25 protein-coding genes and 1 pseudogene are annotated in these 18,866 nt (G+C 42.5%); 13 read left to right on the top strand and 13 right to left on the bottom strand.

From position 1 onward, the window contains the following. Positions 1-403: 403 nt before the first annotated feature. The 5 genes from ACEW80_RS32345 to ACEW80_RS32365 form a co-directional block, all read right to left on the bottom strand. A complete protein-coding gene (locus tag ACEW80_RS32345) occupies positions 404-886 on the bottom strand; it encodes a DUF3368 domain-containing protein (RefSeq protein WP_373530532.1) in 483 nt (160 codons plus the stop codon). Then, entirely contained in the window at positions 870-1,124 is a 255-nt protein-coding gene (locus tag ACEW80_RS32350; RefSeq protein ID WP_373530533.1) for a UPF0175 family protein, read from the bottom strand. The genes ACEW80_RS32345 and ACEW80_RS32350 overlap by 17 nt, the downstream gene beginning before the upstream one ends. 229 nt (positions 1,125-1,353) lie before the next feature. Next, positions 1,354-1,479, bottom strand: a complete 126-nt coding sequence (locus tag ACEW80_RS32355; protein ID WP_373530568.1) for an SUMF1/EgtB/PvdO family nonheme iron enzyme — start codon at positions 1,477-1,479, stop codon at positions 1,354-1,356. Positions 1,480-1,679: 200 nt separating this feature from the next. Continuing rightward, on the bottom strand, positions 1,680-3,482 hold the full coding sequence (locus ACEW80_RS32360) for an SUMF1/EgtB/PvdO family nonheme iron enzyme (protein WP_373530534.1): 1,803 nt from the start codon (positions 3,480-3,482) through the stop codon (positions 1,680-1,682). Position 3,483: 1 nt separating this feature from the next. Then, positions 3,484-3,879: a hypothetical protein gene (locus tag ACEW80_RS32365; RefSeq protein ID WP_373530535.1), complete on the bottom strand. Its 396-nt coding sequence runs from the start codon at positions 3,877-3,879 to the stop codon at positions 3,484-3,486. A 246-nt stretch (positions 3,880-4,125) separates the two neighbouring features. Here ACEW80_RS32365 and ACEW80_RS32370 point away from each other — a divergent pair. Further along, positions 4,126-5,079 (top strand): annotated as a pseudogene (locus ACEW80_RS32370) (Rpn family recombination-promoting nuclease/putative transposase). Between the two features lie 104 nt (positions 5,080-5,183). Here ACEW80_RS32370 and ACEW80_RS32375 read toward each other — a convergent pair. Genes ACEW80_RS32375 through ndhC form a run of 3 tightly spaced genes read right to left on the bottom strand, consistent with a single transcriptional unit; the run spans position 5,184 to position 6,794 of the window. Continuing rightward, on the bottom strand, positions 5,184-5,711 hold the full coding sequence (locus ACEW80_RS32375; protein WP_373530536.1) for an NAD(P)H-quinone oxidoreductase subunit J: 528 nt from the start codon (positions 5,709-5,711) through the stop codon (positions 5,184-5,186). Beyond that, on the bottom strand, positions 5,704-6,441 hold the full coding sequence (ndhK, locus tag ACEW80_RS32380; protein ID WP_373530537.1) for a photosynthetic/respiratory NAD(P)H-quinone oxidoreductase subunit K: 738 nt from the start codon (positions 6,439-6,441) through the stop codon (positions 5,704-5,706). Before ndhK ends, ACEW80_RS32375 begins: the two co-directional genes overlap by 8 nt. Next, complete coding sequence (gene ndhC / locus ACEW80_RS32385) at positions 6,432-6,794, bottom strand: photosynthetic/respiratory NAD(P)H-quinone oxidoreductase subunit C (protein WP_100899269.1); 363 nt, start codon at positions 6,792-6,794, stop codon at positions 6,432-6,434. Before ndhC ends, ndhK begins: the two co-directional genes overlap by 10 nt. 286 nt (positions 6,795-7,080) lie before the next feature. Here ndhC and ACEW80_RS32390 point away from each other — a divergent pair, with 286 nt between their 5' ends. The 6 genes from ACEW80_RS32390 to ACEW80_RS32415 all read left to right on the top strand — a co-directional run bounded on the left by ACEW80_RS32390 (position 7,081) and on the right by ACEW80_RS32415 (position 9,489). Next, entirely contained in the window at positions 7,081-7,416 is a 336-nt protein-coding gene (locus ACEW80_RS32390; RefSeq protein WP_373530538.1) for a rubredoxin, read from the top strand. Between the two features lie 151 nt (positions 7,417-7,567). Beyond that, entirely contained in the window at positions 7,568-8,590 is a 1,023-nt protein-coding gene (locus ACEW80_RS32395; RefSeq protein ID WP_373530539.1) for a photosynthesis system II assembly factor Ycf48, read from the top strand. Between the two features lie 184 nt (positions 8,591-8,774). Continuing rightward, positions 8,775-9,023: a cytochrome b559 subunit alpha gene (gene psbE / locus ACEW80_RS32400; RefSeq protein WP_373530540.1), complete on the top strand. Its 249-nt coding sequence runs from the start codon at positions 8,775-8,777 to the stop codon at positions 9,021-9,023. Between the two features lie 9 nt (positions 9,024-9,032). Next, positions 9,033-9,170 (top strand): cytochrome b559 subunit beta, encoded by a 138-nt coding sequence (gene psbF, locus ACEW80_RS32405; RefSeq protein WP_196517560.1) that lies wholly within the window; start codon positions 9,033-9,035, stop codon positions 9,168-9,170. Between the two features lie 8 nt (positions 9,171-9,178). Next, positions 9,179-9,301: a photosystem II reaction center protein L gene (locus ACEW80_RS32410; protein WP_012411802.1), complete on the top strand. Its 123-nt coding sequence runs from the start codon at positions 9,179-9,181 to the stop codon at positions 9,299-9,301. 68 nt (positions 9,302-9,369) lie between these two features. Then, positions 9,370-9,489: a photosystem II reaction center protein J gene (locus ACEW80_RS32415; RefSeq protein WP_373530541.1), complete on the top strand. Its 120-nt coding sequence runs from the start codon at positions 9,370-9,372 to the stop codon at positions 9,487-9,489. Positions 9,490-9,735: 246 nt separating this feature from the next. Here ACEW80_RS32415 and ACEW80_RS32420 read toward each other — a convergent pair whose 3' ends face one another. Then, the gene (locus ACEW80_RS32420) at positions 9,736-9,846 is read right to left on the bottom strand and encodes a photosystem I reaction center subunit VIII (RefSeq protein ID WP_373530542.1); all 111 of its coding nucleotides are present in this window, start codon (positions 9,844-9,846) and stop codon (positions 9,736-9,738) included. 178 nt (positions 9,847-10,024) lie between these two features. Continuing rightward, positions 10,025-12,640 carry a hypothetical protein gene (locus tag ACEW80_RS32425; RefSeq protein ID WP_373530543.1) on the bottom strand — a complete coding sequence of 872 codons (2,616 nt, stop codon included), beginning with the start codon at positions 12,638-12,640 and terminating at the stop codon, positions 10,025-10,027. A gap of 478 nt (positions 12,641-13,118) precedes the next feature. Here ACEW80_RS32425 and ACEW80_RS32430 point away from each other — a divergent pair, with 478 nt between their 5' ends. From ACEW80_RS32430 to ACEW80_RS32440, 3 genes are all read left to right on the top strand, one after another. Continuing rightward, complete coding sequence (locus ACEW80_RS32430) at positions 13,119-13,298, top strand: hypothetical protein (RefSeq protein ID WP_373530544.1); 180 nt, start codon at positions 13,119-13,121, stop codon at positions 13,296-13,298. A gap of 151 nt (positions 13,299-13,449) precedes the next feature. Further along, positions 13,450-13,647, top strand: coding sequence for a hypothetical protein (locus tag ACEW80_RS32435; RefSeq protein ID WP_373530545.1), 198 nt, complete (start codon positions 13,450-13,452; stop codon positions 13,645-13,647). A gap of 81 nt (positions 13,648-13,728) precedes the next feature. Next, positions 13,729-14,208, top strand: a complete 480-nt coding sequence (locus ACEW80_RS32440; RefSeq protein WP_373530546.1) for a Tic20 family protein — start codon at positions 13,729-13,731, stop codon at positions 14,206-14,208. Between the two features lie 3 nt (positions 14,209-14,211). Here the strand turns inward: ACEW80_RS32440 and ACEW80_RS32445 are convergent, their stop codons facing one another. Together ACEW80_RS32445 and ACEW80_RS32450 are read right to left on the bottom strand one after the other, a co-directional pair. Beyond that, complete coding sequence (locus tag ACEW80_RS32445; RefSeq protein WP_373530547.1) at positions 14,212-14,985, bottom strand: fumarylacetoacetate hydrolase family protein; 774 nt, start codon at positions 14,983-14,985, stop codon at positions 14,212-14,214. Between the two features lie 70 nt (positions 14,986-15,055). Beyond that, positions 15,056-15,223: a hypothetical protein gene (locus tag ACEW80_RS32450; protein WP_373530548.1), complete on the bottom strand. Its 168-nt coding sequence runs from the start codon at positions 15,221-15,223 to the stop codon at positions 15,056-15,058. A 173-nt stretch (positions 15,224-15,396) separates the two neighbouring features. On the opposite strand from ACEW80_RS32450, the gene rpsF reads away from it, so the two are divergent. Together rpsF and ACEW80_RS32460 are read left to right on the top strand one after the other, a co-directional pair. After that, positions 15,397-15,747 carry a 30S ribosomal protein S6 gene (rpsF, locus tag ACEW80_RS32455; protein WP_373530549.1) on the top strand — a complete coding sequence of 117 codons (351 nt, stop codon included), beginning with the start codon at positions 15,397-15,399 and terminating at the stop codon, positions 15,745-15,747. Positions 15,748-15,934: 187 nt separating this feature from the next. Continuing rightward, complete coding sequence (locus ACEW80_RS32460) at positions 15,935-16,495, top strand: Npun_F5560 family protein (RefSeq protein ID WP_373530550.1); 561 nt, start codon at positions 15,935-15,937, stop codon at positions 16,493-16,495. 862 nt (positions 16,496-17,357) lie between these two features. Here the strand turns inward: ACEW80_RS32460 and ACEW80_RS32465 are convergent. Beyond that, positions 17,358-17,711 (bottom strand): STAS domain-containing protein, encoded by a 354-nt coding sequence (locus ACEW80_RS32465; protein ID WP_373530551.1) that lies wholly within the window; start codon positions 17,709-17,711, stop codon positions 17,358-17,360. A 489-nt stretch (positions 17,712-18,200) separates the two neighbouring features. On the opposite strand from ACEW80_RS32465, the gene ACEW80_RS32470 reads away from it, so the two are divergent. Next, positions 18,201-18,833, top strand: coding sequence for a DedA family protein (locus ACEW80_RS32470; protein ID WP_373530552.1), 633 nt, complete (start codon positions 18,201-18,203; stop codon positions 18,831-18,833). Positions 18,834-18,866 lie beyond the last annotated feature (33 nt).

Here is an 18,866-nt window from a genome sequence, read left to right on the forward strand (position 1 = left end):
TTATTAAGTGTGAAAAAACCTAGTTATGTAAAAAAAATAACTAGTCCGACGCGTTAGTGAACTAGTTTTTAAAGAAATCCTCTTCTCATGCCATGAGTATTATTACTCATCCACAAATAGTAAAAACTGCAAAAGTATAGGTGATGAGTATGAGATGGCTGGTGGAACGCGCAGGTCAGACCGTAAAAAAGCACGTCTAGTAGTAAACCAAACAGTGACATCTGTGAAATAATTGTTTGGACTCGCCGCTTTTTTAGATAAGGGTGCGTTGACCTTTGTGACAACGCACCATTAAAATTAATATATTGTGACAGATTTGGTCGTGATGTTTGATGGCGATGGCATTCCTCACTAGAATGCATAGGAAAACGTCCTAGCTTGTCGCTGCTACAATTTTTTTATTCTACTGTGTCAGAATTTGTACCAATAACTCTGGTGCAATCCGAAACCCCGCTTTACTTATTAATTCATCAATCACAGGCTGCAACGATTCCAGTTCACCCGATTGTTTTGCACGTAGCAAAACCCCCAAAATTCCTGTTACTTTTAATCCCAGAGATTTAGCAACTTTTCTGCCTTCGCGTTCATCCAGAAGTGTCAAATCTGCCTTAAGTTCAACCGCAAGAGCGATCGCTTCAGATTCTCCTTGATCCAATGTTTGCTTCAAAAGTTGAGCAAGTGGTTCATTAGCCACCTCTCGACTTTGAATCCATCCGGCTGAAATCGCCTCACGAATGCCTTGAGAACCAGGTCGTTCTTCATTAATTTTTAACTCATCCAGTACAGCATTTGGAATCAGAATCTCACCAAACTGCTGCTGCAAAAGGATAAGCTGATTAATAATCGCTAAATTTAGAATCGGTGAAGTATTACTCACCACCGGCATAGGTCAAATCATCATTTAATTCTTCAAAACCATAGTGCCGTAATACTTGGCGACGAGCAAGCAATTGTCCGAATTCATATTTATCCATCTGGGCAAGTTCTCGTGCTTTACCAAAAGGAAGAATTTCTTGTGTGTACAGAGCGATCGCCAATTCTCGACGTAGTTCTTGCTCAATACGCTGCTCTGGTAAACGAAGAGCTTGCACAATAGAGTCAGATATCTCAATCTGTAATCCCATCTTAATTTAGAGTTATTCATATTGTCTGTGACTAGCGATCGCTATGCTCTTAATATCACACCAATCGCAAAATTAATTGAGTCGAACAACTGTTCGGTTTTGCAACCTACCAAGCTATCCGACTCGGTTTTATATTCGGAGGTTGTCGCCTTCCTCGCTGGTTCAGGTCTGGACTCCCTGGTGTACGCTCGATAAATTCCCACTTACCGACTCTGACTTTGGGGAGTGCTCACGCCACAGCCACCGCCACCACGCGAAAACCAACATTGTTGTTACGATTCGCGCGCGCGTTCCTATTGCGATTGGTAGAACGGCAATTCCTGGCATTGTTGATCCAACTACCGCCACGCAGCAGCTAAAATCGACCTGCCCCATGCTCAAACTCTCAAACTAAGTGAGAAATTTGATTAAATGTAGTCTATAATAGATTTTATATAAATACAGCACTTTCTGAAAAAAAAATTTTGATCCGCCTACGGCGGAAAGTGAAGAAGAAGGGAAAAGAGAAAGAAGTGCAGAGGGCAAGAGGGGAAGAGGGTAAAGGGCAAGGAATCCTCACGCCACAGCCACCGCCACCACGCGAAAACCAACATTGAAGTCACGATTCGCGCGCGCGTCCCTAAGGCGATAGGTAGAACGGCAATTCCTGGCAAGGTTGACCCAACTACCGCCACGCAGCAGCTTTAGGTTATTATCTTTACCAGTGAGCCACGCACTACCATCTGTTGTTGCGCCTAGATAATTAGGATTATATACATCTTCACACCATTCCCATACATTACCATGCATATCGTATAAACCGAAAGAGTTAGGCGGAAATTTTCCTACATCTATTGTTTGTTCACGATATTCGCCCTTTGGTGCAGAGCCGTAGGGATAAGTACCGTTGTAGTTAACTAAATCTATGGTTATCGTTTCCCCAAAATAAAACGGTGTAGTTGTTCCCGCACGGCAAGCATATTCCCATTCTGCTTCACTGGGTAGCCTGTACGTTTTTCCTGTCTTCTGACTCAACTTTTCACAAAACTCTACCGCTTCATCCCAATTTACTTGTTCTACAGGTCGTTTCTCACCTTTGAAATTAGAAGGATTACTACCCATAATTGCTTGATACTGTGTCTGGGTAATTTCATACTTACCAATGAAGAGCTTAGGAACTGTTACTTGATGCTGTGGACTTTCAACATCTAGTCGTTCCGCTTCCCCTTCCGGCGAACCCATCATAAAGGTTCCCCCTGGTATCTGCACCATTTCTAAGGTGACACCATTTCCTAAATCTTCTGCAAAATATTTCGCTTCCTCATTACGGCGGTTGGTGATATTTCCTTTTGCATTTACCGTAACCACTTCAAATTGAAAAGTTTTTAAAGAATTTTTTTCAACTATAGATTCTCCCTTGGCAGAATTTGCAGCAGTATTTCTAGGTGGTAGCGCAGATACGTGTTGAGATTCCCACCGCAACCTTTCAATTCTTTGAATTGCTTTGATCGCAACTGTATCTTGCCCTGAAGCCGCAGCTAATACCCGAATCCATAATTGCTCTGCTAAATCTAAATTCCTGTCAGCTTCCGCTTGATAAGCATCATTTTTCAGCGTGGCGATATCTGTTTGAGTTGCATATCGTGGCACAAGTATTAGGTGGGATTTATCCACAGGTTCAGCAATCACATAAGGTGTTTGGTTTGTATTTTTATGCTGGCGAACCAGTTCAGGCACACGAAACTTGAGATACTGATCCAATCGTTCAACAGTAGCGCATTTACCTCGAATTCCTAACCCTTCTAGTAATGCAGTAGTAAAAGCACCTTGTTGTAAAGCCTCAATTTCATAAGAATACTCCTGTGGGCTACAAGAAAATATGCTGATAACTCCTTGTTGACGTGCTTCTTCTGCGGTTTGTCGCCCAATTCCTTCGCCAGCACGAGTACCTAGACTACGACAAGCATCCAGAATGAGGACAACATTATCAGCACCGCAGCGACGTAGGCGTTCAGTCACATCGTTAATCGCAATTGCCGTACTTTCAACATCCTCTGGATCGCCATCGGAAGGTATGAGATAATCACGGCCAGCGTGTCTCATCCCATGCCCACTGAAGAAAAACCAGAAATTATCCCCTGCTCCCATAAAGGGATTGTCAAATAACTGCCGCAAGACTCGCAGCAAGTTAGTGCGAGTTGGGCGAGTAGATTTTCCGTCAACAGGAGGAGAGTCATCAGAGAAGAAGAATATCCGCTCAAATCCGGCTTCATTGCCCAGAAACTCTTGCATTAACAGTGCATCCCGCTTGGCATAGTTTAGCGGTTGCAGATAATCATACTGGTTAACGCCGATCGCGATCGCCCAATTTTTTGCCATTTCACCCTGGTTCTTGGCGCTTAAACTTCAGCTTAATTGCTCCTTTACTCCCAGCTTTGACACCACTGCCAATTAATTTAACTTCCCCATCTGCACTAATTTCCACTGATAGCTCAATTTCATCTAGCTGCATCTTGGAGTTGACTTTTGCTTGCTGTTCAGCTTGACTAAACAAACTTCCCACTAATTTAAGAAAGTGAGTCATATTTTGCTCTAATGTTTGAGCGCTAACCTTAACAGCATCTCCTACCCCTTTGCTACCAATACTATCCCTGATAGTTTCCTCTCCCCAACCGCGTGTATTAGTACTCCCGCCTTTAGCACCTTCAGGAATCGATATTTGAGGGGTATCATCCGTCACAATCCAAATGCGATCGTCTTGGGGTATTTCTGACATATTATTTTAAATATTTAGATTAAATTGTCCCACAAATATAGATACAACGCTAGATATAGCGATTTTGATTACTAAGAAATTTCACTGAATATTTTAGCGATCGCACTCAAATTATCTTAGATTGGGTGCGATGTCTACGACGGGCTTTGCCTACGCTTTCCATAAGTAGTCCAATCAAAAATCTGAATATCTGTAATACATTCATAAGTACAATTATTTTATAACTTCCGCTACGTTTACAACCCCATGATCAAACCCGCCGATGTCAGCACCAAACGCTTAATTAGCCTTGCACCTGATAACTGGGTAAAATGGGTAACACCCTAAAGGGTTCGCCAGTCGCTACAACGGGGGGAACCCCCGCAACGCGCTGGCTCACAAATTCCTGATATTGTTGCTGGCGAAATACTCAACTCAGAATTTCAGTGGATAAGTCGAGAAAGTGATGTTTTAATCCGTGTCGAAAGTCCCCAGCAGGGAAAATTTCTCGTTCTTAACGAATTACAACTCCGCTATAAACCAGAAATGCCGCGCAGAATGCGTGCATACACAGCACTTGCAGAAGAAAAATATAATTTGCCAACGTATCCAGTACTAATTAATATCCTCAAGGCAAGTGATGCTGAAATACCGACAAGTTATGCATCAAATATTGCTGGTTTACGTGCTATTCAAGATTACCGTGTTATTAATCTGTGGGAAGTCGATGTAAACATTGCCTTTGCACAACCATTACCATCACTACTTCCATTGGTACCCATCCTCAAAGGAGGTGATAACGAGTCTACGATTCGGGACGCATTGCGAATATTACGTGCAGATGAACAATTGAATCAACTAGAAACAGTATTAGGATTTTTTGCTACGTTTGTATTAGATAGTGCAATAGTTCAACAAATTATGAGGTGGGATATGGCACTCTTAGAGCAGTCGCCTTGGTATCAAGAAATTTTTAGCAAAGGAGAAGAACGAGGAGAAGCACGGGGAGAAGCACGCGGAGAAGAACGAGGAAGAAAGGAAGAGTTATATTCAGGGATTGAATTAGCATTAGAAATTAAGTTTGGTAATCAAGGTTTAGAATTGATGCCGATAATCTCTCAAATTACGGACTTGCAGAAATTAAAAGCAATTCAGCAGGCAATTAAAACTGTAAATACAGTCAATGAATTACAGCAAGTTTTGTCAAATAACTTGACATGAGACACCAAAAACATAACCCCTCTCCGCCACCGGAAAGGGGTTAATCATTGCCGAAATTCAGCTATTGTACAGACGCGATGAATCGCGTCTCTATTCAGCAATCTCTAATAAGCGTCCTGCAACTCGTAGAAATCAGGCGAGATATAATCCTTCCGCAAAGGCCAACCTACCCAATCTTCCGGCATCAAAATCCGCTTGAGATTTGGATGTCCTTCGTAGACAATGCCCAACATATCGTAAGACTCGCGCTCTTGCCAATCTGCCGTCTTCCAAATCCAGTACACAGAAGGCACTACAGGATTTTCCCGTGGTAAGAATACCTTAACCCGTACTTCTTCAGGGCGATCGCTATTATCACCCACTTTAATCAAGTGATACACACTCACCAATTCCTGTCCTGGCCCAAGGTCAACACCGCCTTGAAACTGGAGATAATTAAACCCATAAGCATAAAGGGCTGTAGCGGTAGGAAGCAAGAAATCTGCCCCCACCTTAATTATCTCTACACCATTCTTATCTGGTGCTAAAAACTCATGGTCAAAGCCATTTTCCTTCAACCACTGGGAAACTTTACCGGCTTGTACCAATGACTCTTCGGCTGCTGGTACTGGTTGAGATTCTTCTTCAGCCACGGCTTTGTTCCTCCTTTTGTACCTTTGCTGTCAGCATCGCAGGTGGTATTGGCATACCAATCGCTTCTGTCAATTCCTTCGGTGGTACAGAGCGAGTTTCTGACTGCAAATACTTACCAGTTAAAATTTCTTCTACTGGCTTAAAATTATGAGTCGTACTGTAGTAGCGGTGGGTTTGCTTAATTTTATCCCGCTCTTGCATCGATTCATTAGAGATTTTCTTCCGCAGCTTAATAATTGCGTCGATAATTGCTTCTGGACGCGGCGGACAACCAGGCACGTAGACATCCACAGGAATCAGTTTATCGACACCGCGCACTGCCGTAGGGGAATCGACGCTGAACATTCCGCCTGTAATTGTGCAAGCACCCATCGCAATTACATACTTTGGCTCCGGCATTTGTTCATAAAGACGCACCAGTTGGGGAGCCATCTTCATCGTAATCGTCCCTGCCGTAATAATTAAATCGGCTTGGCGGGGGCTAGAACGAGGAATTAGTCCAAAACGGTCAAAGTCAAATCGAGAGCCAATTAAAGCTGCAAACTCAATAAAGCAGCAAGCAGTACCAAACAGCAATGGCCACAAACTAGAAAGCCGCGCCCAGTCGTAGAGGTCATCAACCGTCGTCAAAATGACGTTTTCTGAAAGGTCTTGAGTGATTGTAGAACGCTCAATAGGGTTGATGATTCGCTCTTTATCCTGAGTTGTTAAGTTAGAATTCAAGACCATTCCAAAGCTCCTTTACGCCATGCGTAAACTAACGCGACTACAAGAATTGCAATAAAGACTAGCGCTTCAATAAATGCCAATAGCCCCAAACGGTGGAAAGCTACTGCCCAAGGATACAAGAATACAGTCTCCACATCAAACACAACGAAGACCAGAGCAAACATGTAGTACCGGATGTTGAACTGAATCCAGGCTCCTCCGATGGGTTCCATGCCAGATTCATAGGTGGTGTGCCGTTCTGGGCTGTAACCACTCGGTCGTAGAAGCTTGGACGCTGAGAGCGCTAAGGCAGGCACTAGGCTACAGACTATGAAGAAGCCTAGAAGGTACTCGTAACCGCTGAGAACAAACACAATGAGTATCTACCGCTTATGGAGTAATTGAAGTGGGGAGTGGAAGTAGGGAATGGGGCGATAAGGGAGATGAGGGAGAAGAATTAATAACTAATGCCCAATGCCCCATGCCCAATCCCTTAATTACGTTACTTTCTTTTACATTATATCTGTTTGATTTTTCTGAAATCTAAGAAACAGACGCACTTCAGGTATTTGATTCGTTTCTGCTAGTGATAGAAAAGTCTAACGTTATGTCATAATTTTTAACGTATATTTAAGATTTATCCTCTGCGAGACTTTAGCCATGAGCGAACCAGCTGTTGAGACTGCGGTGTTAGATCGCTACGAGTGTCGCGCCTGCGGTTATGTTTACGAACCCGAAAAGGGAGACGACAAGCATGATATTTCTTCAGGAACACCTTTTGCAGAACTGTCCACAAATTGGCGCTGTCCAGTTTGTAGTGCTAAGAAGACTGCTTTTGCCAACATCGGACCTGCGGGTACTGCATCCGGCTTTAAAGAAAATCTCGGTTACGGTTTTGGTGTCAATAACCTCACACCTACCCAAAAGAGTATCCTAATTTTTGGTGCTTTGGGTCTTGGCTTCTTGTTTTTTATCAGTCTCTATGGCTTGCAATGACAGCCGTTAAGCAATTCAAAATGACGCTCTCTTACGAGACGCTAAAAGCGAACGCGGACTCGCTAACGCTGCGCTAACAAAATTCAAAATGAAAACCCAGGATTGTCCGGCATCCTGACTGCATAAATTTAGAAACAACTAAGAAATACTGATGAATTCAATTGTAAAAAGTTGGCAACGAATATTTGCCTTGTTGATAGTAGTCGTCATGTGCATAAGTTGTAGCAAAATCCCGTCTGTTAGCTACAACCCGTGGAAAATCATTTCTGTACCAACAGACTCGAATTTACTAGATATTGCTTTTACTAATAACCCTCAGCACGGCTATTTAGTCGGTAGCAATGCCACCCTATTGGAAACCAATGACGGTGGTAATACTTGGAAACTAATAACGCTGCAACTGGAGGAGCAAAAGTATCGCTTTGACTCAGTAAGTTTTGTCAATCAAGAAGGCTGGATTGCCGGGGAACCTGGATTGTTACTGCACACGACCGATGAAGGTAGTTCTTGGTCACGTATTCCTCTTAACGAAAAGCTACCTGGTAATCCGATCGCAATTAAAGCACTGGCAAATAACACCGCTGAGATGGCTACTGATGTCGGAGCCATATATAAAACCACAGATGGCGGCAAAAATTGGAAAGCGCAGGTGGAATCAGCAGTGGGTGTGGTACGTAACTTAGAACGTTCTGCTGATGGTAAATATGTTGCGGTTTCTGCTAAAGGTAGTTTTTACTCGACTTGGGAACCAGGGCAAGATGCTTGGGTACCCCATAACCGCAATAGTTCTCGGCGGGTAGAAAACATGGGCTTTGCTGAAAATGGGCAATTATGGTTACTAGCCAGGGGAGGTCAAATTCAGTTTAGTGACCCAACAAAACCTGAAGAGTGGCAAAAGGCACAATATCCAGAGTTATCCACCAGCTGGGGTTTACTGGATTTGGCATATCGCACACCCAATGAAATTTGGATCGGTGGCGGTAGCGGTAATTTGCTACGGAGTGCCGATGGTGGCAAAACGTGGGAAAAAGACCGTCTGGTGGAAGAAGTGGCTGCTAATTTGTACAAGATTATTTTCTTAGAGCCAGATCGGGGATTTGTGATTGGCGATCGCGGCGCTTTGCTAAAATACATCCCAAACCCAGAAACAACTTCCCCAGCAAAGGCAGCTTAATTAATTAAGAGTGAGGGGAGTGGGAGTAGGGAAGATGAGGGAGAATAACCAATGCCCAATGCCCAATGCCCAATGCCCAATACTTAATACTTAATTTCTGAGAATAACGTTGCAACTTGTAACTGTTTCTAAACTTTGTAGGATAATAAACTCAATAACACTCTGTGTAAAGGTAGAGATTTAAATGTCAGGTACCACTGGAGAGCGTCCGTTTTCGGACATAATTACCAGCATTCGTTACTGGGTGATTCACAGCATCACCATCCCAGCATTGTTTATTGCGGGTTGGCTGTTTGTGCAAACTGGGCTAGCTTATGATGCTTTTGGCACACCTCGTCCCAATGAGTATTTCACACAAGCACGCCAAGAAGTGCCAATTGTGAAGAACCGTTTTGAAGCTAAAAAACAAGTTGAAGAATTTATCGGAAAGTAGTTTGAAATTATGACTAGCGGCAATAACATCAATCAACCAGTTACCTATCCAATTTTTACCGTTAGATGGCTGGCAGTTCACACTTTAGGTGTACCAACTGTATTCTTTTTAGGCGCGATCGCCGCAATGCAATTTACTCATCGTTAGGAGCAATTATGGTAGAAAGATCGCCCAACCCCAATAATCAGCCGGTTGAACTAAACCGGACTTCGCTATACCTGGGACTATTACTAGTTTTCGTTCTGGGGATTCTGTTTTCCAGTTACTTCTTTAACTAACAGGAACTACGGTTGTTAATTTTTGTTTATGAACGTGTGTTGATTTGTTGTTAAGGGAGGAAAAAGCTGTGTCTGGAAGTGGAAGAATTCCCCTGTGGGTCGTCGCTACGATCGTGGGATTAGGTGTAATTACAGTCCTGGGCATTTTCTTTTATGGTGCCTACGCCGGAATCGGTTCTTCGATTTAACAATAGCTTGAACCGAATACTATAAGTCTGAATTTTCTCACACCTGTTGAGAAATCAATATAAAAAAACCGCCTGTCTCCATGAGATAGGCGGTTTTAATTTTAGTCAATAGTTGATGAAAGTATCCAAGGGAGTTGATAACTTTCGGTTGTCCTAAAACTTGACTAATGAACGCCAGTCGCCTACGCCGGAAAACCCGCCGACAGCGATGGACTCACTGCAACGCAGTGGCTCCTAATGACTACCTCAGCTGATATTGTCGCTTTCAATGTATAAAAATAGAAACGCGAAGGTCACAGCTGGTAAAACCCAACCAACGATGGGAACGAGGATAGAAGGCAAAAAGGAAGCTGCCATAGTAAAAATTCCTGTTAAATAACACTACAATTCAAAATGAGCTTACTGCAAATCCTGCCAGATTTTTGAAATTCTTTCATATTTTTAACACAGGCAATATTGGGAGATGGGGGGATGAGGAGAATAACCAATGCCCAATGCCCAATGCCCAATGCCCAATGCCCAATGCCCAATTCCCTCATATTCCCAGTAGTTCATCTAGCTGCCAGTTTGGCAAGTCTGGAGGAATCACAGTCCGCACTATTGTAACTTTGTGACTCTCCTGTTGGGTTGCCTGATCAAGTGCGATCGCCTCCAAGCGAATTTCCAAACAGCCAAAGGGAATATTCAATTGCGTCATCACTTCCAATCCTCCCAAGGCGTTAGGTAGCAAATTTGTCAGTAAATGGGGTCCATCTAGTAAGCAGCGAGTTTGATAATCTTCAACCCATAACTTCACAACAACTTGCGGAGGTACTTCAGGTAGTACTACACGTATGATGATAGACTTGCCAGCGATTAGTTCGCCGTCTGGCACATACAGTTCTGGAATTGGCAAAGGCTCAATGGCTGCCGTAATTATCGGTAGGGAAGGAGATGAATCTGACTTTTCTTCTTCAACAGAGTAACTCCTCGTTGCATCGATTTCCAGTTCACTATATGTATCATCGACAACGATTTCTTGCGCTAACCAAGCTGACGCTATATTTATTTTTATCGGAGGAGGGGGGGGCGGTGAGAGTGTTACTTCTTCTGATACTTTTTCTACTTCCGTATTTTCTCCGATCTCCAAATCCGCTTTCTTTGCTGTGTCTGCGTCTTGCCATATTTCCGTGTCGTCATCTAGGCTTAACGACAAGTTGACATCAACATTGGGAGTTTCTGCACTCAGAGAAAGCGGCATCTGCGGCGCTAGAACATAGTTGTCGTAGTCTTCAGGTTGCAGATCATTGATGGATTCAGGTTCATAGTATCCTTGGCTCTGCATCCACTTCTTGAGCAAAGGAGATGAGTAAAGGTTACTCATTTTCATAGATTGTGCATTTGTCTGAGGTTCTACTTCAGCAACAGATTCTTCTGGGAATTGTGCATTTGGCTGAGGTGCTACTTCAGCAACAGATTCTTCTGGGAATTGGGCATCACCTATTACTAATTCCGGTATATTTTCATCTTCAGCTACAATTGTGTCCAACTGCGCGAAGTCTTCAGGCGCTTGAGCTTTCAATCCATTTGAAACATTGCTTTCTACTTCTTTTTCTGTGTCATCTGACACAGCTTGTAGCCGTCTCAAATATGGAAAAGTAGCGTCGAGTATTGGTATTCGACGTTGCCTGATCACCAACTGCTCCAAGTTGATGGCAGCTATAGTAGTATCCTTTTCTAGAAGTTCCTCTTGTGTAGGGGGTTTTGCAACAACATCTGTAGGAGTGTTGGCATCGGTTTGCACGGGAGGCAGTTTTGGTAATTGAGGCAAAGTGGTTGAATTCTTAGGCTTAGATGTCCGCAGGGTAGCTTGTTGGAGAACTTGTAGATTAATTTGCGGTGGTAGCGATATGTTTGGGGATGGATTGAGTCTCTGAGACTCGTCTATTTTGGGAATTTTGACCAGATTGAATAGTTTCAGATCGAGTCTAACAGCTGCCTCTGGCTCTGTGAAACCAAGAGACGAGTCTGATAGTGCCGTAGGGTCATTCAAAGATGTATTAGTTTTTGCTGCCGCTGTGATTGCGAGTAATTCTGTTACATCTGCTGTAATCGTGAAGGACTCGCTAGCTAACCGGATGACTTCGCCAACATCGGCTAATCTACCATACAAACTAATATCTGCCAAAATTAACTTAGATTCACACTCAGCAGGAATATCAATTGAGGCATTGATAGTAAAGGGCAATTCTTGGTCTGGTAAGGGTTGCCGTAGCTGGGTTAAGATTTTTGACTCTAGGGGCGATCGCAGTTCAATTAACAGTGCGATCGCCCGGAGCCTTTTTGAGGAAAATGTTTCAACCAAACCTAACTCTATCTTTTTCTTGAGTTCTATGTGTCCATTGATTTCAAGAGCTTCTCCCCAACGAGCAATGTAAGTATCCTGATCTAAAGTTAGCAATAATAGTGGCGGTGGTTGTGTTGCTGAAGAATCTGTAACCTGTTCATCTTGGGAAAGAAGTTCAGAGGTGGGTAAAGTTAATTCTATTAAATTTTGTAAAATTTGTTCTGCCGTCTCACCTTTGAGCCATACAGGACTGACAGGCTGATCAATAATATCTTCTTCAGTTTCATTCGGCACAACTTCATTTGGCACAACAGTAGTAGGGTTGCTCTCTGTAGCAATTACTTGTTCTGCAAAGACAGCGATCGCCTGATCTAAGGTTTCTACATAAACGGACGTTGCCTCACTTTCTGCCGGGTAGTCAGGCTCTTGGCAATACGCTTGAGATAAGCCTTTTTTCTCTTCCTCTCCAGATTCTCCCTGTGACAATACTTGAAGCTGGACGCTGTATTGCCAGGATTTACCGAGCATATCCCACATCAAATCACTGGAACAGCGCAATTCCCAAACTCCCGGACCCAAGTAGGTAAAGGGAATTACCGCCATTAAGCCTTCTGAGTTAATGCGACGCGATCGCTTGAAAATTCGCGGCTTTGGGTGAATTTCCTGGGTTGAAGAGTGAGTTACCCGCACTTCCACATCGATATTTGAAAGGTTAGAACGAGCCAAAACTCTATACTGCCCTTCCAAAATTTTTAAATTTGGCGATTCTAGAATATGCCACGAGCGATCGCCTTGTTTCTGTATCAGAAATTGCCAGTGTTCCATTGTGAGTGATGTCCAGACCGACGAGCCGCCCAGTAAGATTGTGTATTATCTTGCTTGCAAGTTTACCTTAGTAATTTGTAATTGCATCACCTAAATCGCTATCAAATTAACTCATTTTTACTTACTTAACTTCTCGCACTTTATTCAGTAGCGTCAACCGAATTTTAATGCGTCGCCGTGTTGCTTATGCGTAAAGCTCCTGTGGTTTCCTGAATATTAAATTTAACTGTCTCTGCTCAACGTAGAGCGAAAATTTTGGATTATTTTTTACTAAAATGTCCATTTTGCAATAAATACAACATAATAAAATAAATTAAGATTAACTTGACAATTTTTATTGAGTTTAGGACTTACGCACTATACAAATTAACTGTGATGTAAATTAACGAAAATAGGTCGTTTCAGGCTTTTATTAATTATCCTTATGATGCCTACGGCGGTAAACTACGTAAATAGACCACGCTGTAGGGGTTTAGCAATGCTAAACCCTTACGAAAGATGTGGCTGTAGAGAGGTAAATGTGTCCTCTGCGATCGCAAATCACAATACTCCAGGACTTACGCAAACAATAGCCGAAGCCCTGATTTCAGGTAGAGGCAATACCCTGCGGGTACTCCGTTGGAAAACTCGTAGAGTAGCCGCCAATGCGTCTACATGAATTGCCCCTGAGCGCGTGTATTTTTGCGTAAATCCTTACTTTACACACAGCACCTGTCCAACCTACCGGAAGCGGCTCTTTGAACCGTTACAAAGTATATCTTTCTCTAAGTGAAATATAGGTGACAATAAGGATTTACAGGAGGGATTCCATGCTAGTCATTTTAATAGACGAGCAAATCCTTGCCCCTGAGCAAGTTTGCCAGTCTTGTTTACTCGCTGACGGGAGTGGTCAACCCCGTTGGCGTAGGGGTCAACTACGCTGTGGTCATGCCATTCGGAAACTTACTCAACAGCAGTCAGACCAGTATGAATGTATGATGGGCTTTCGCATCGCCCATATAGAATAATTAGATTTGCCAGCAAGAACAAGCAACTGCGTTATCCTAAGGTCAAGTAACTATTAAAATTTAACCATAGGAGAACGCATAATGTCTTTGCGTGGGTCTACAACAGTTTCAGATCGGATTTTTGCTTGCTTGCCTTACTTGCTGCCCCTAATTGATGGTTTAGTCTTTGGCAGCTTTTTGTTGAATCAATTTCCAGCGCTACAAGTCTTGCTTTTGCCGCTGCGACCAGTGCTAATAATTTATGGTAGTTTAGGACAATTTGGACAACTAATTGTGTTCTTTGCCCTATTTTTCTTGGTGGTCAGAAACGAAAAAATCAGTCACTTCATTCGTTTCAACACAATGCAGGCAATTCTTCTAGACATAGTTATATTTTTGTGTTCTATACTGGTGCGAGTTTTAGGACAGGTTCCTGGTACTGGCTTTGCAATTGAAACAGTAGCCAATACCATCTTTTTAGGGGTAGTGGCAGCAGTTGGATATTCAATCATCCAGTCTGTAATCGGGCGTTATGCAGAAATTCCGGCGGTTTCTGATGCAGTCTATATGCAAGTACGCTAGTAGTTAACGGGCTGCCACGGTGTTTTCCAGACGACCAATACCTTCAATTTCCACACGGACGCGATCGCCTCGGTGCAATGGATTTACACCCTCTGGTGTACCTGTAAGCACCACATCACCGGGTAGTAGCGTCATAATCTGACTAATATAGGATACTAGTACATCAGGGGGAAATACCATCTGATCGATACAGGCAGATTGCACTGGCTTGGTGTCGTCATTGATAAAAGTCTGCAATCTCGCTCCTGGATTCAATTCCCGCACAATCCAAGGCCCCAAGGGGCAGAACGTATCAAAACTTTTAGCTCGTGTCCATTGACCATCCCGTTTTTGTAAATCCCGCGCTGTCACGTCATTAGCGATGGTGTAGCCCCAAATTTTAGTTTGGGCCATTTCTGGTGTACAGTCAAAGGCGCGATCGCCAATCACTAATGCCAACTCTCCTTCGTAATCAACTCGTTGCGATTGGGGAGGATACTTAATTTCCGTCTCAGATGGAATGATCGACGTAGGTGGTTTGAGAAAAATTAATGGCTCAGGAGGCACTGAAGTTCCCATTTCTGCCGCATGGTCTGCATAATTCTTGCCCACCGCCACAATTTTTGAGGGAGCGCAGGGAGCCAGAATTTGGTAATTTTCTGGTGTCAAAGTTAAGTCAGTGGGTTGTCCTTGTAACCAGGGCGGAGCATCTAGCACCTGGACATTGAAGGATGGTTGTAATAACCCGTAGTAAATCTGTCCTTCTTGATTTTGAATTCGCACATAGCGCTGCGCCATAAACTTGATGAATATCCTTTTATCTGCTTTTTTTGTTGCTGTGAGTGAGTAGCAATCCTCAGTTGGCTTTTTAGCGAACTGATTGAGCCTTGAGTCTGAAAGCGATCGCTACAGATGCCTTTAGGAAAAGATACCCTATGACTAGGCTAATAGCTTGATCAATTTGCTGGCGATCGCCAAAAGCTGGATTCTTACTTGCTAAATAAATCTGGGGGTTACTTCCCGACTTAGTTCTCATTAGAGATGCAAAAAAATCTAAACTTCGGCAGATTGGGCTAATGATTCAAATTGAAAACTGGTAAGATTATAGTTCCTTGTTGCTTCAGATGTTGACTAATACTAGTATTTTAAATTAAAGTTTAGTATAAATTGACATCAGCAGCCGTTTTTGCCCATAAGGAAACTGAAAATATGACTACAAGTTACGAAACAATGTATATCTTACGCCCTGACCTGGGAGAAGAACAGGTAGAGCAAGCAATTGCTAAATACCAGAATTTTCTTCGAGAACAAGGCGTTGAGGATATGCACATCCAAAATCGTGGTAAGCGTCGTCTGGCTTATGAAATAAAAAAGCACCGGGACGGCATATACATACAGTTAAACTACACTGCACCTGCAACTGCGATCGCCCCCTTTGAACGCGCCATGCGCTTGAGTGAAGAAGTGATTCGCTATCTGACAATTAAGCAGGAACTCGAAGAAGAAAAACCCCCTAAAGAGGAAAAGGAAAAACCCTCTAAAGTAGCTGCAACAGTCTAAGGAATAGAAAAGTATCGGGTATAGTTTTTTCAGTACCTAATCCCCAATTCCATTCAATAAAATTTTGTCTTTTTCTTTTTTCGTAAATTGTCTGGAAATGCTAAATTAACAAATACTTGCCAAAGATAGTACTCCCGCAGTTATACCTAAGAGTAGACAAGATTATGAATGGGAGATGTGAGCTACTGTGAGCCAATTTGATACACCCAATATTCAAGTTCTATCTACGGAAGTATCGCAACTACGCCAAGAGTTGCAACTTCGCGATCAATTAGTGCAACAGCTATCTCAAGAACTCTTCCGGCTGGTAAAGGGTAATACTAATTTTATGCCCCAGCAGCCGGAACTTGAGCGCGATTTAACTCAATTACAGGCTTTGCGCGAACAACTCCAGGCTGTGGAGCAACAGGTGACATTCTACCAAGAGCAAATTGCAACTCGTGACTCCGAAATTTACCAATTGCGACAATCAGTCCAAGAACTTACCGATCGCACTCGGATGTTGGAGCAAGTAGTACAAGAGTTGCCTCAAATTTACCGTCGTAAGTTTGAAGAGCGCATGACTCCAGTCAGAGAAAAGGTAGCAATACTACAACGGGAAAACCGCCAACTACAGGTAGAACTGCAAAGTGTGAGTTATCGTTTAGCACTCAAAACCCGCAATGCTAGTCACAGCGGCATTGATTTGCCAAATTTTCCCCGTCCAGCATCCGAACAAAGCAACATTTCGACTCCTCAGAATGCCTAGACTTACCATTATGGTGGAATCGAAGCAGTTGACACTCCCAAGCTCTTTAGGCGATGGGAGTCTAATGATTTTACCCTTAGTAAGCATACACTGTATGCTCTACAGCGTTGAGGCGCAGTTTTACTAAAAACTCGTTCAATGACTCCCACTTAACTATAATATTTTGGTTTTGCTCCCTTTCTTTGCGGCTCGTGAGTACTCCGCTAGAACTACTTGGCTTTTTATTTGCGAATTACCAACCTATAAGAGTTAGTTATAATACATATACTTAGACTGAGGATAAAGCCTCTACGCACTCTTGAGCCAGCGCTAGCCCTGTAAACGGGTTTCCCATCGCTCTCGTCTGGCGTCTCCACGGTACAAAGCCTACGAGCTTTCTGCCTTGATTGGCGTAATAAATTGGCGTGGCAAAGGGTCTTGGAGACATCCAATTAGTACATCAAGGCAAAGATAACTGTGTAGCCAGAAATAACGCGCTGATGTTCTATCCTTTTTTACCTATTACCTACTTATACTAATTGGATGGCAAACAGAGCAATTAGCTTAGGTGATTGATAGAAAAGCCTTGCCTTTGAAAGACCGGGAGAATGTCACAAATAATTGCACTTGCTTTGATCGATTTTGGTCATTTTCTACTCTATATGGTTTAGGTAGATTGGCGACCAACAACCAAATTCATTTACGTGCCATTGTTATTACCTAGCTACAAAACTAGGAGTTTTCCTCAACTTATTCTCCATATAAAATAGAAAACCAGCCTATTAGCACCAGACTGTTATCTTTGATGATGTGAGGATAGATGGGAAAGTGTGAATAAATACAGATATTCCTTGACTCCACCATCTTTCTAAAGGTAAGTTTATTAGCTTGCTAGCACCAGACTGTTATCTTTAACGTCAGTAAAAATGTCTTCGTAAGTGTGAAAAATTTCAAACACTGAATCTAGTTGAGTGAGTTCCAAAATTAACCGTACAGGAGTTTGCACGTTGCATAAAACCAAACGGCATCCACTCTGACGTGCAGCTTTCAACCCTTTTACTAAAGGAACTAACCCAGAACTGTCCATGAAATTCACTTCTGCTAGGTCGATAACCCAGAGTTGATGAGCTTGGGGTACTACTCTAGCCATTTGTTCGCTCAAAGCCATACCGCCTTCCAAATCTATGCTTGCTTGGGGTTTGAACAAAATTACTTGAAGTTCTTGTGTGAGAGTCATTAATTTAACAGGGTAGTTGGAACACTTGACAAAAAATCGCAAAATGACATTAATACTTCTTCTCTTTTAACGATAAAATGACTGTTTTACCCATATATTTGGGGAATTATAGCCACGTAGTTGAGAGAGTTTTTTCGGTATTCATGTCGTATAAATTATGATTAACTTTCACGAGTATAGGCATAAGCGCCTAATAATTTCAGTATAAATCGTAGCTTTTACAAGATGTTCATAATTGTACTGGGTGTTTATAAAATTATTATAAAAATTTTTTCTTTATTTTAAATAAATATTATTTTGTGGTAACTGATGCTAAAAATTGCATAGTTAATAGTAAAAATATAATAGTTACCATAGACTATAGGCTATGGAGTATTCAGAATTAAAATGATGACTTAATGACTCCATATAAGCGGCTTGATTGACACCCTGCCCAAAAACAAGCAAAGATATAGTAAAAGTAAAAATTTGTAAAGATGGGGGTGCAGGATGTCTTTAGAGCTGATTTCACTAGAAAACATCCAAGAAGTCGCCCACAGGTATGGCTATTGGGCAATTTTTTTGGGAATTTTACTAGAAAATTTAGGACTTCCGCTTCCTGGTGAAACCGTGACTTTAGTGGGTGGGTTCCTATCTGGTAGCAATGAACTGAATTTCTGGCTGGTTCTCAGTGACGCAATTATGGGTGCTGTAATTGGCGGTACTTGTGGCTATTGGATTGGTAGGGTTAGCGGTTGGCCTTTCTTAGTCAAAGTTGGTAGTATATTTCGGATTTCTGAAGTAAGACTGCTGAAAATTAAAGAGCAATTTAGTCAAAATGCTTCTAAAACGGTATTTTTTGGACGTTTTCTGGCATTGTTGCGAGTTTTTGCTGCACCACTAGCTGGTATAGTCGAAATGCCCTTCGGAAAATTCTTTTTATACAACTTATTAGGAGCAGTTGCTTGGGCTAGTTTGATGGTGACATTAGCTTTCTTTGCTGGCAAAATTATCTCTCTAGAACAATTGGTTGCTTGGGTGGGTAAATTTGCGATCGCAGCGTTGCTGATCATGACTGGCTTAATTGTTGTACCCCTGTGGTTAGAGTCTCGCCAAATCAAGGAAGCGAATGGTGAGGAGTAGAGACGCGATTAATCGCGTCTGTTTATATTTTGC

This window comes from Nostoc sp., from assembly GCF_041747015.1.
Taxonomy (GTDB): domain Bacteria; phylum Cyanobacteriota; class Cyanobacteriia; order Cyanobacteriales; family Nostocaceae; genus Nostoc.

Excerpts from the sequence above, each read along its gene's own strand:
- ACEW80_RS32345 (WP_373530532.1), bottom strand. The coding sequence starts at position 886 with ATGCCGGTGGTGAGTAATACTTCACCGATTCTAAATTTAGCGATTATT.
- ACEW80_RS32350 (WP_373530533.1), bottom strand. The coding sequence starts at position 1,124 with ATGGGATTACAGATTGAGATATCTGACTCTATTGTGCAAGCTCTTCGT.
- ACEW80_RS32360 (WP_373530534.1), bottom strand. The coding sequence starts at position 3,482 with ATGGCAAAAAATTGGGCGATCGCGATCGGCGTTAACCAGTATGATTAT.
- ACEW80_RS32365 (WP_373530535.1), bottom strand. The coding sequence starts at position 3,879 with ATGTCAGAAATACCCCAAGACGATCGCATTTGGATTGTGACGGATGAT.
- ndhK (WP_373530537.1), bottom strand. The coding sequence starts at position 6,441 with ATGGTCTTGAATTCTAACTTAACAACTCAGGATAAAGAGCGAATCATC.
- ACEW80_RS32390 (WP_373530538.1), top strand. The coding sequence starts at position 7,081 with ATGAGCGAACCAGCTGTTGAGACTGCGGTGTTAGATCGCTACGAGTGT.
- ACEW80_RS32395 (WP_373530539.1), top strand. The coding sequence starts at position 7,568 with ATGAATTCAATTGTAAAAAGTTGGCAACGAATATTTGCCTTGTTGATA.
- psbE (WP_373530540.1), top strand. The coding sequence starts at position 8,775 with ATGTCAGGTACCACTGGAGAGCGTCCGTTTTCGGACATAATTACCAGC.
- psbF (WP_196517560.1), top strand. The coding sequence starts at position 9,033 with ATGACTAGCGGCAATAACATCAATCAACCAGTTACCTATCCAATTTTT.
- ACEW80_RS32410 (WP_012411802.1), top strand. The coding sequence starts at position 9,179 with ATGGTAGAAAGATCGCCCAACCCCAATAATCAGCCGGTTGAACTAAAC.
- ACEW80_RS32420 (WP_373530542.1), bottom strand. The coding sequence starts at position 9,846 with ATGGCAGCTTCCTTTTTGCCTTCTATCCTCGTTCCCATCGTTGGTTGG.
- ACEW80_RS32425 (WP_373530543.1), bottom strand. The coding sequence starts at position 12,640 with ATGGAACACTGGCAATTTCTGATACAGAAACAAGGCGATCGCTCGTGG.
- ACEW80_RS32430 (WP_373530544.1), top strand. The coding sequence starts at position 13,119 with ATGCTAAACCCTTACGAAAGATGTGGCTGTAGAGAGGTAAATGTGTCC.
- ACEW80_RS32435 (WP_373530545.1), top strand. The coding sequence starts at position 13,450 with ATGCTAGTCATTTTAATAGACGAGCAAATCCTTGCCCCTGAGCAAGTT.
- ACEW80_RS32440 (WP_373530546.1), top strand. The coding sequence starts at position 13,729 with ATGTCTTTGCGTGGGTCTACAACAGTTTCAGATCGGATTTTTGCTTGC.
- ACEW80_RS32445 (WP_373530547.1), bottom strand. The coding sequence starts at position 14,985 with ATGGCGCAGCGCTATGTGCGAATTCAAAATCAAGAAGGACAGATTTAC.
- ACEW80_RS32450 (WP_373530548.1), bottom strand. The coding sequence starts at position 15,223 with ATGAGAACTAAGTCGGGAAGTAACCCCCAGATTTATTTAGCAAGTAAG.
- rpsF (WP_373530549.1), top strand. The coding sequence starts at position 15,397 with ATGACTACAAGTTACGAAACAATGTATATCTTACGCCCTGACCTGGGA.
- ACEW80_RS32465 (WP_373530551.1), bottom strand. The coding sequence starts at position 17,711 with ATGACTCTCACACAAGAACTTCAAGTAATTTTGTTCAAACCCCAAGCA.
- ACEW80_RS32470 (WP_373530552.1), top strand. The coding sequence starts at position 18,201 with ATGTCTTTAGAGCTGATTTCACTAGAAAACATCCAAGAAGTCGCCCAC.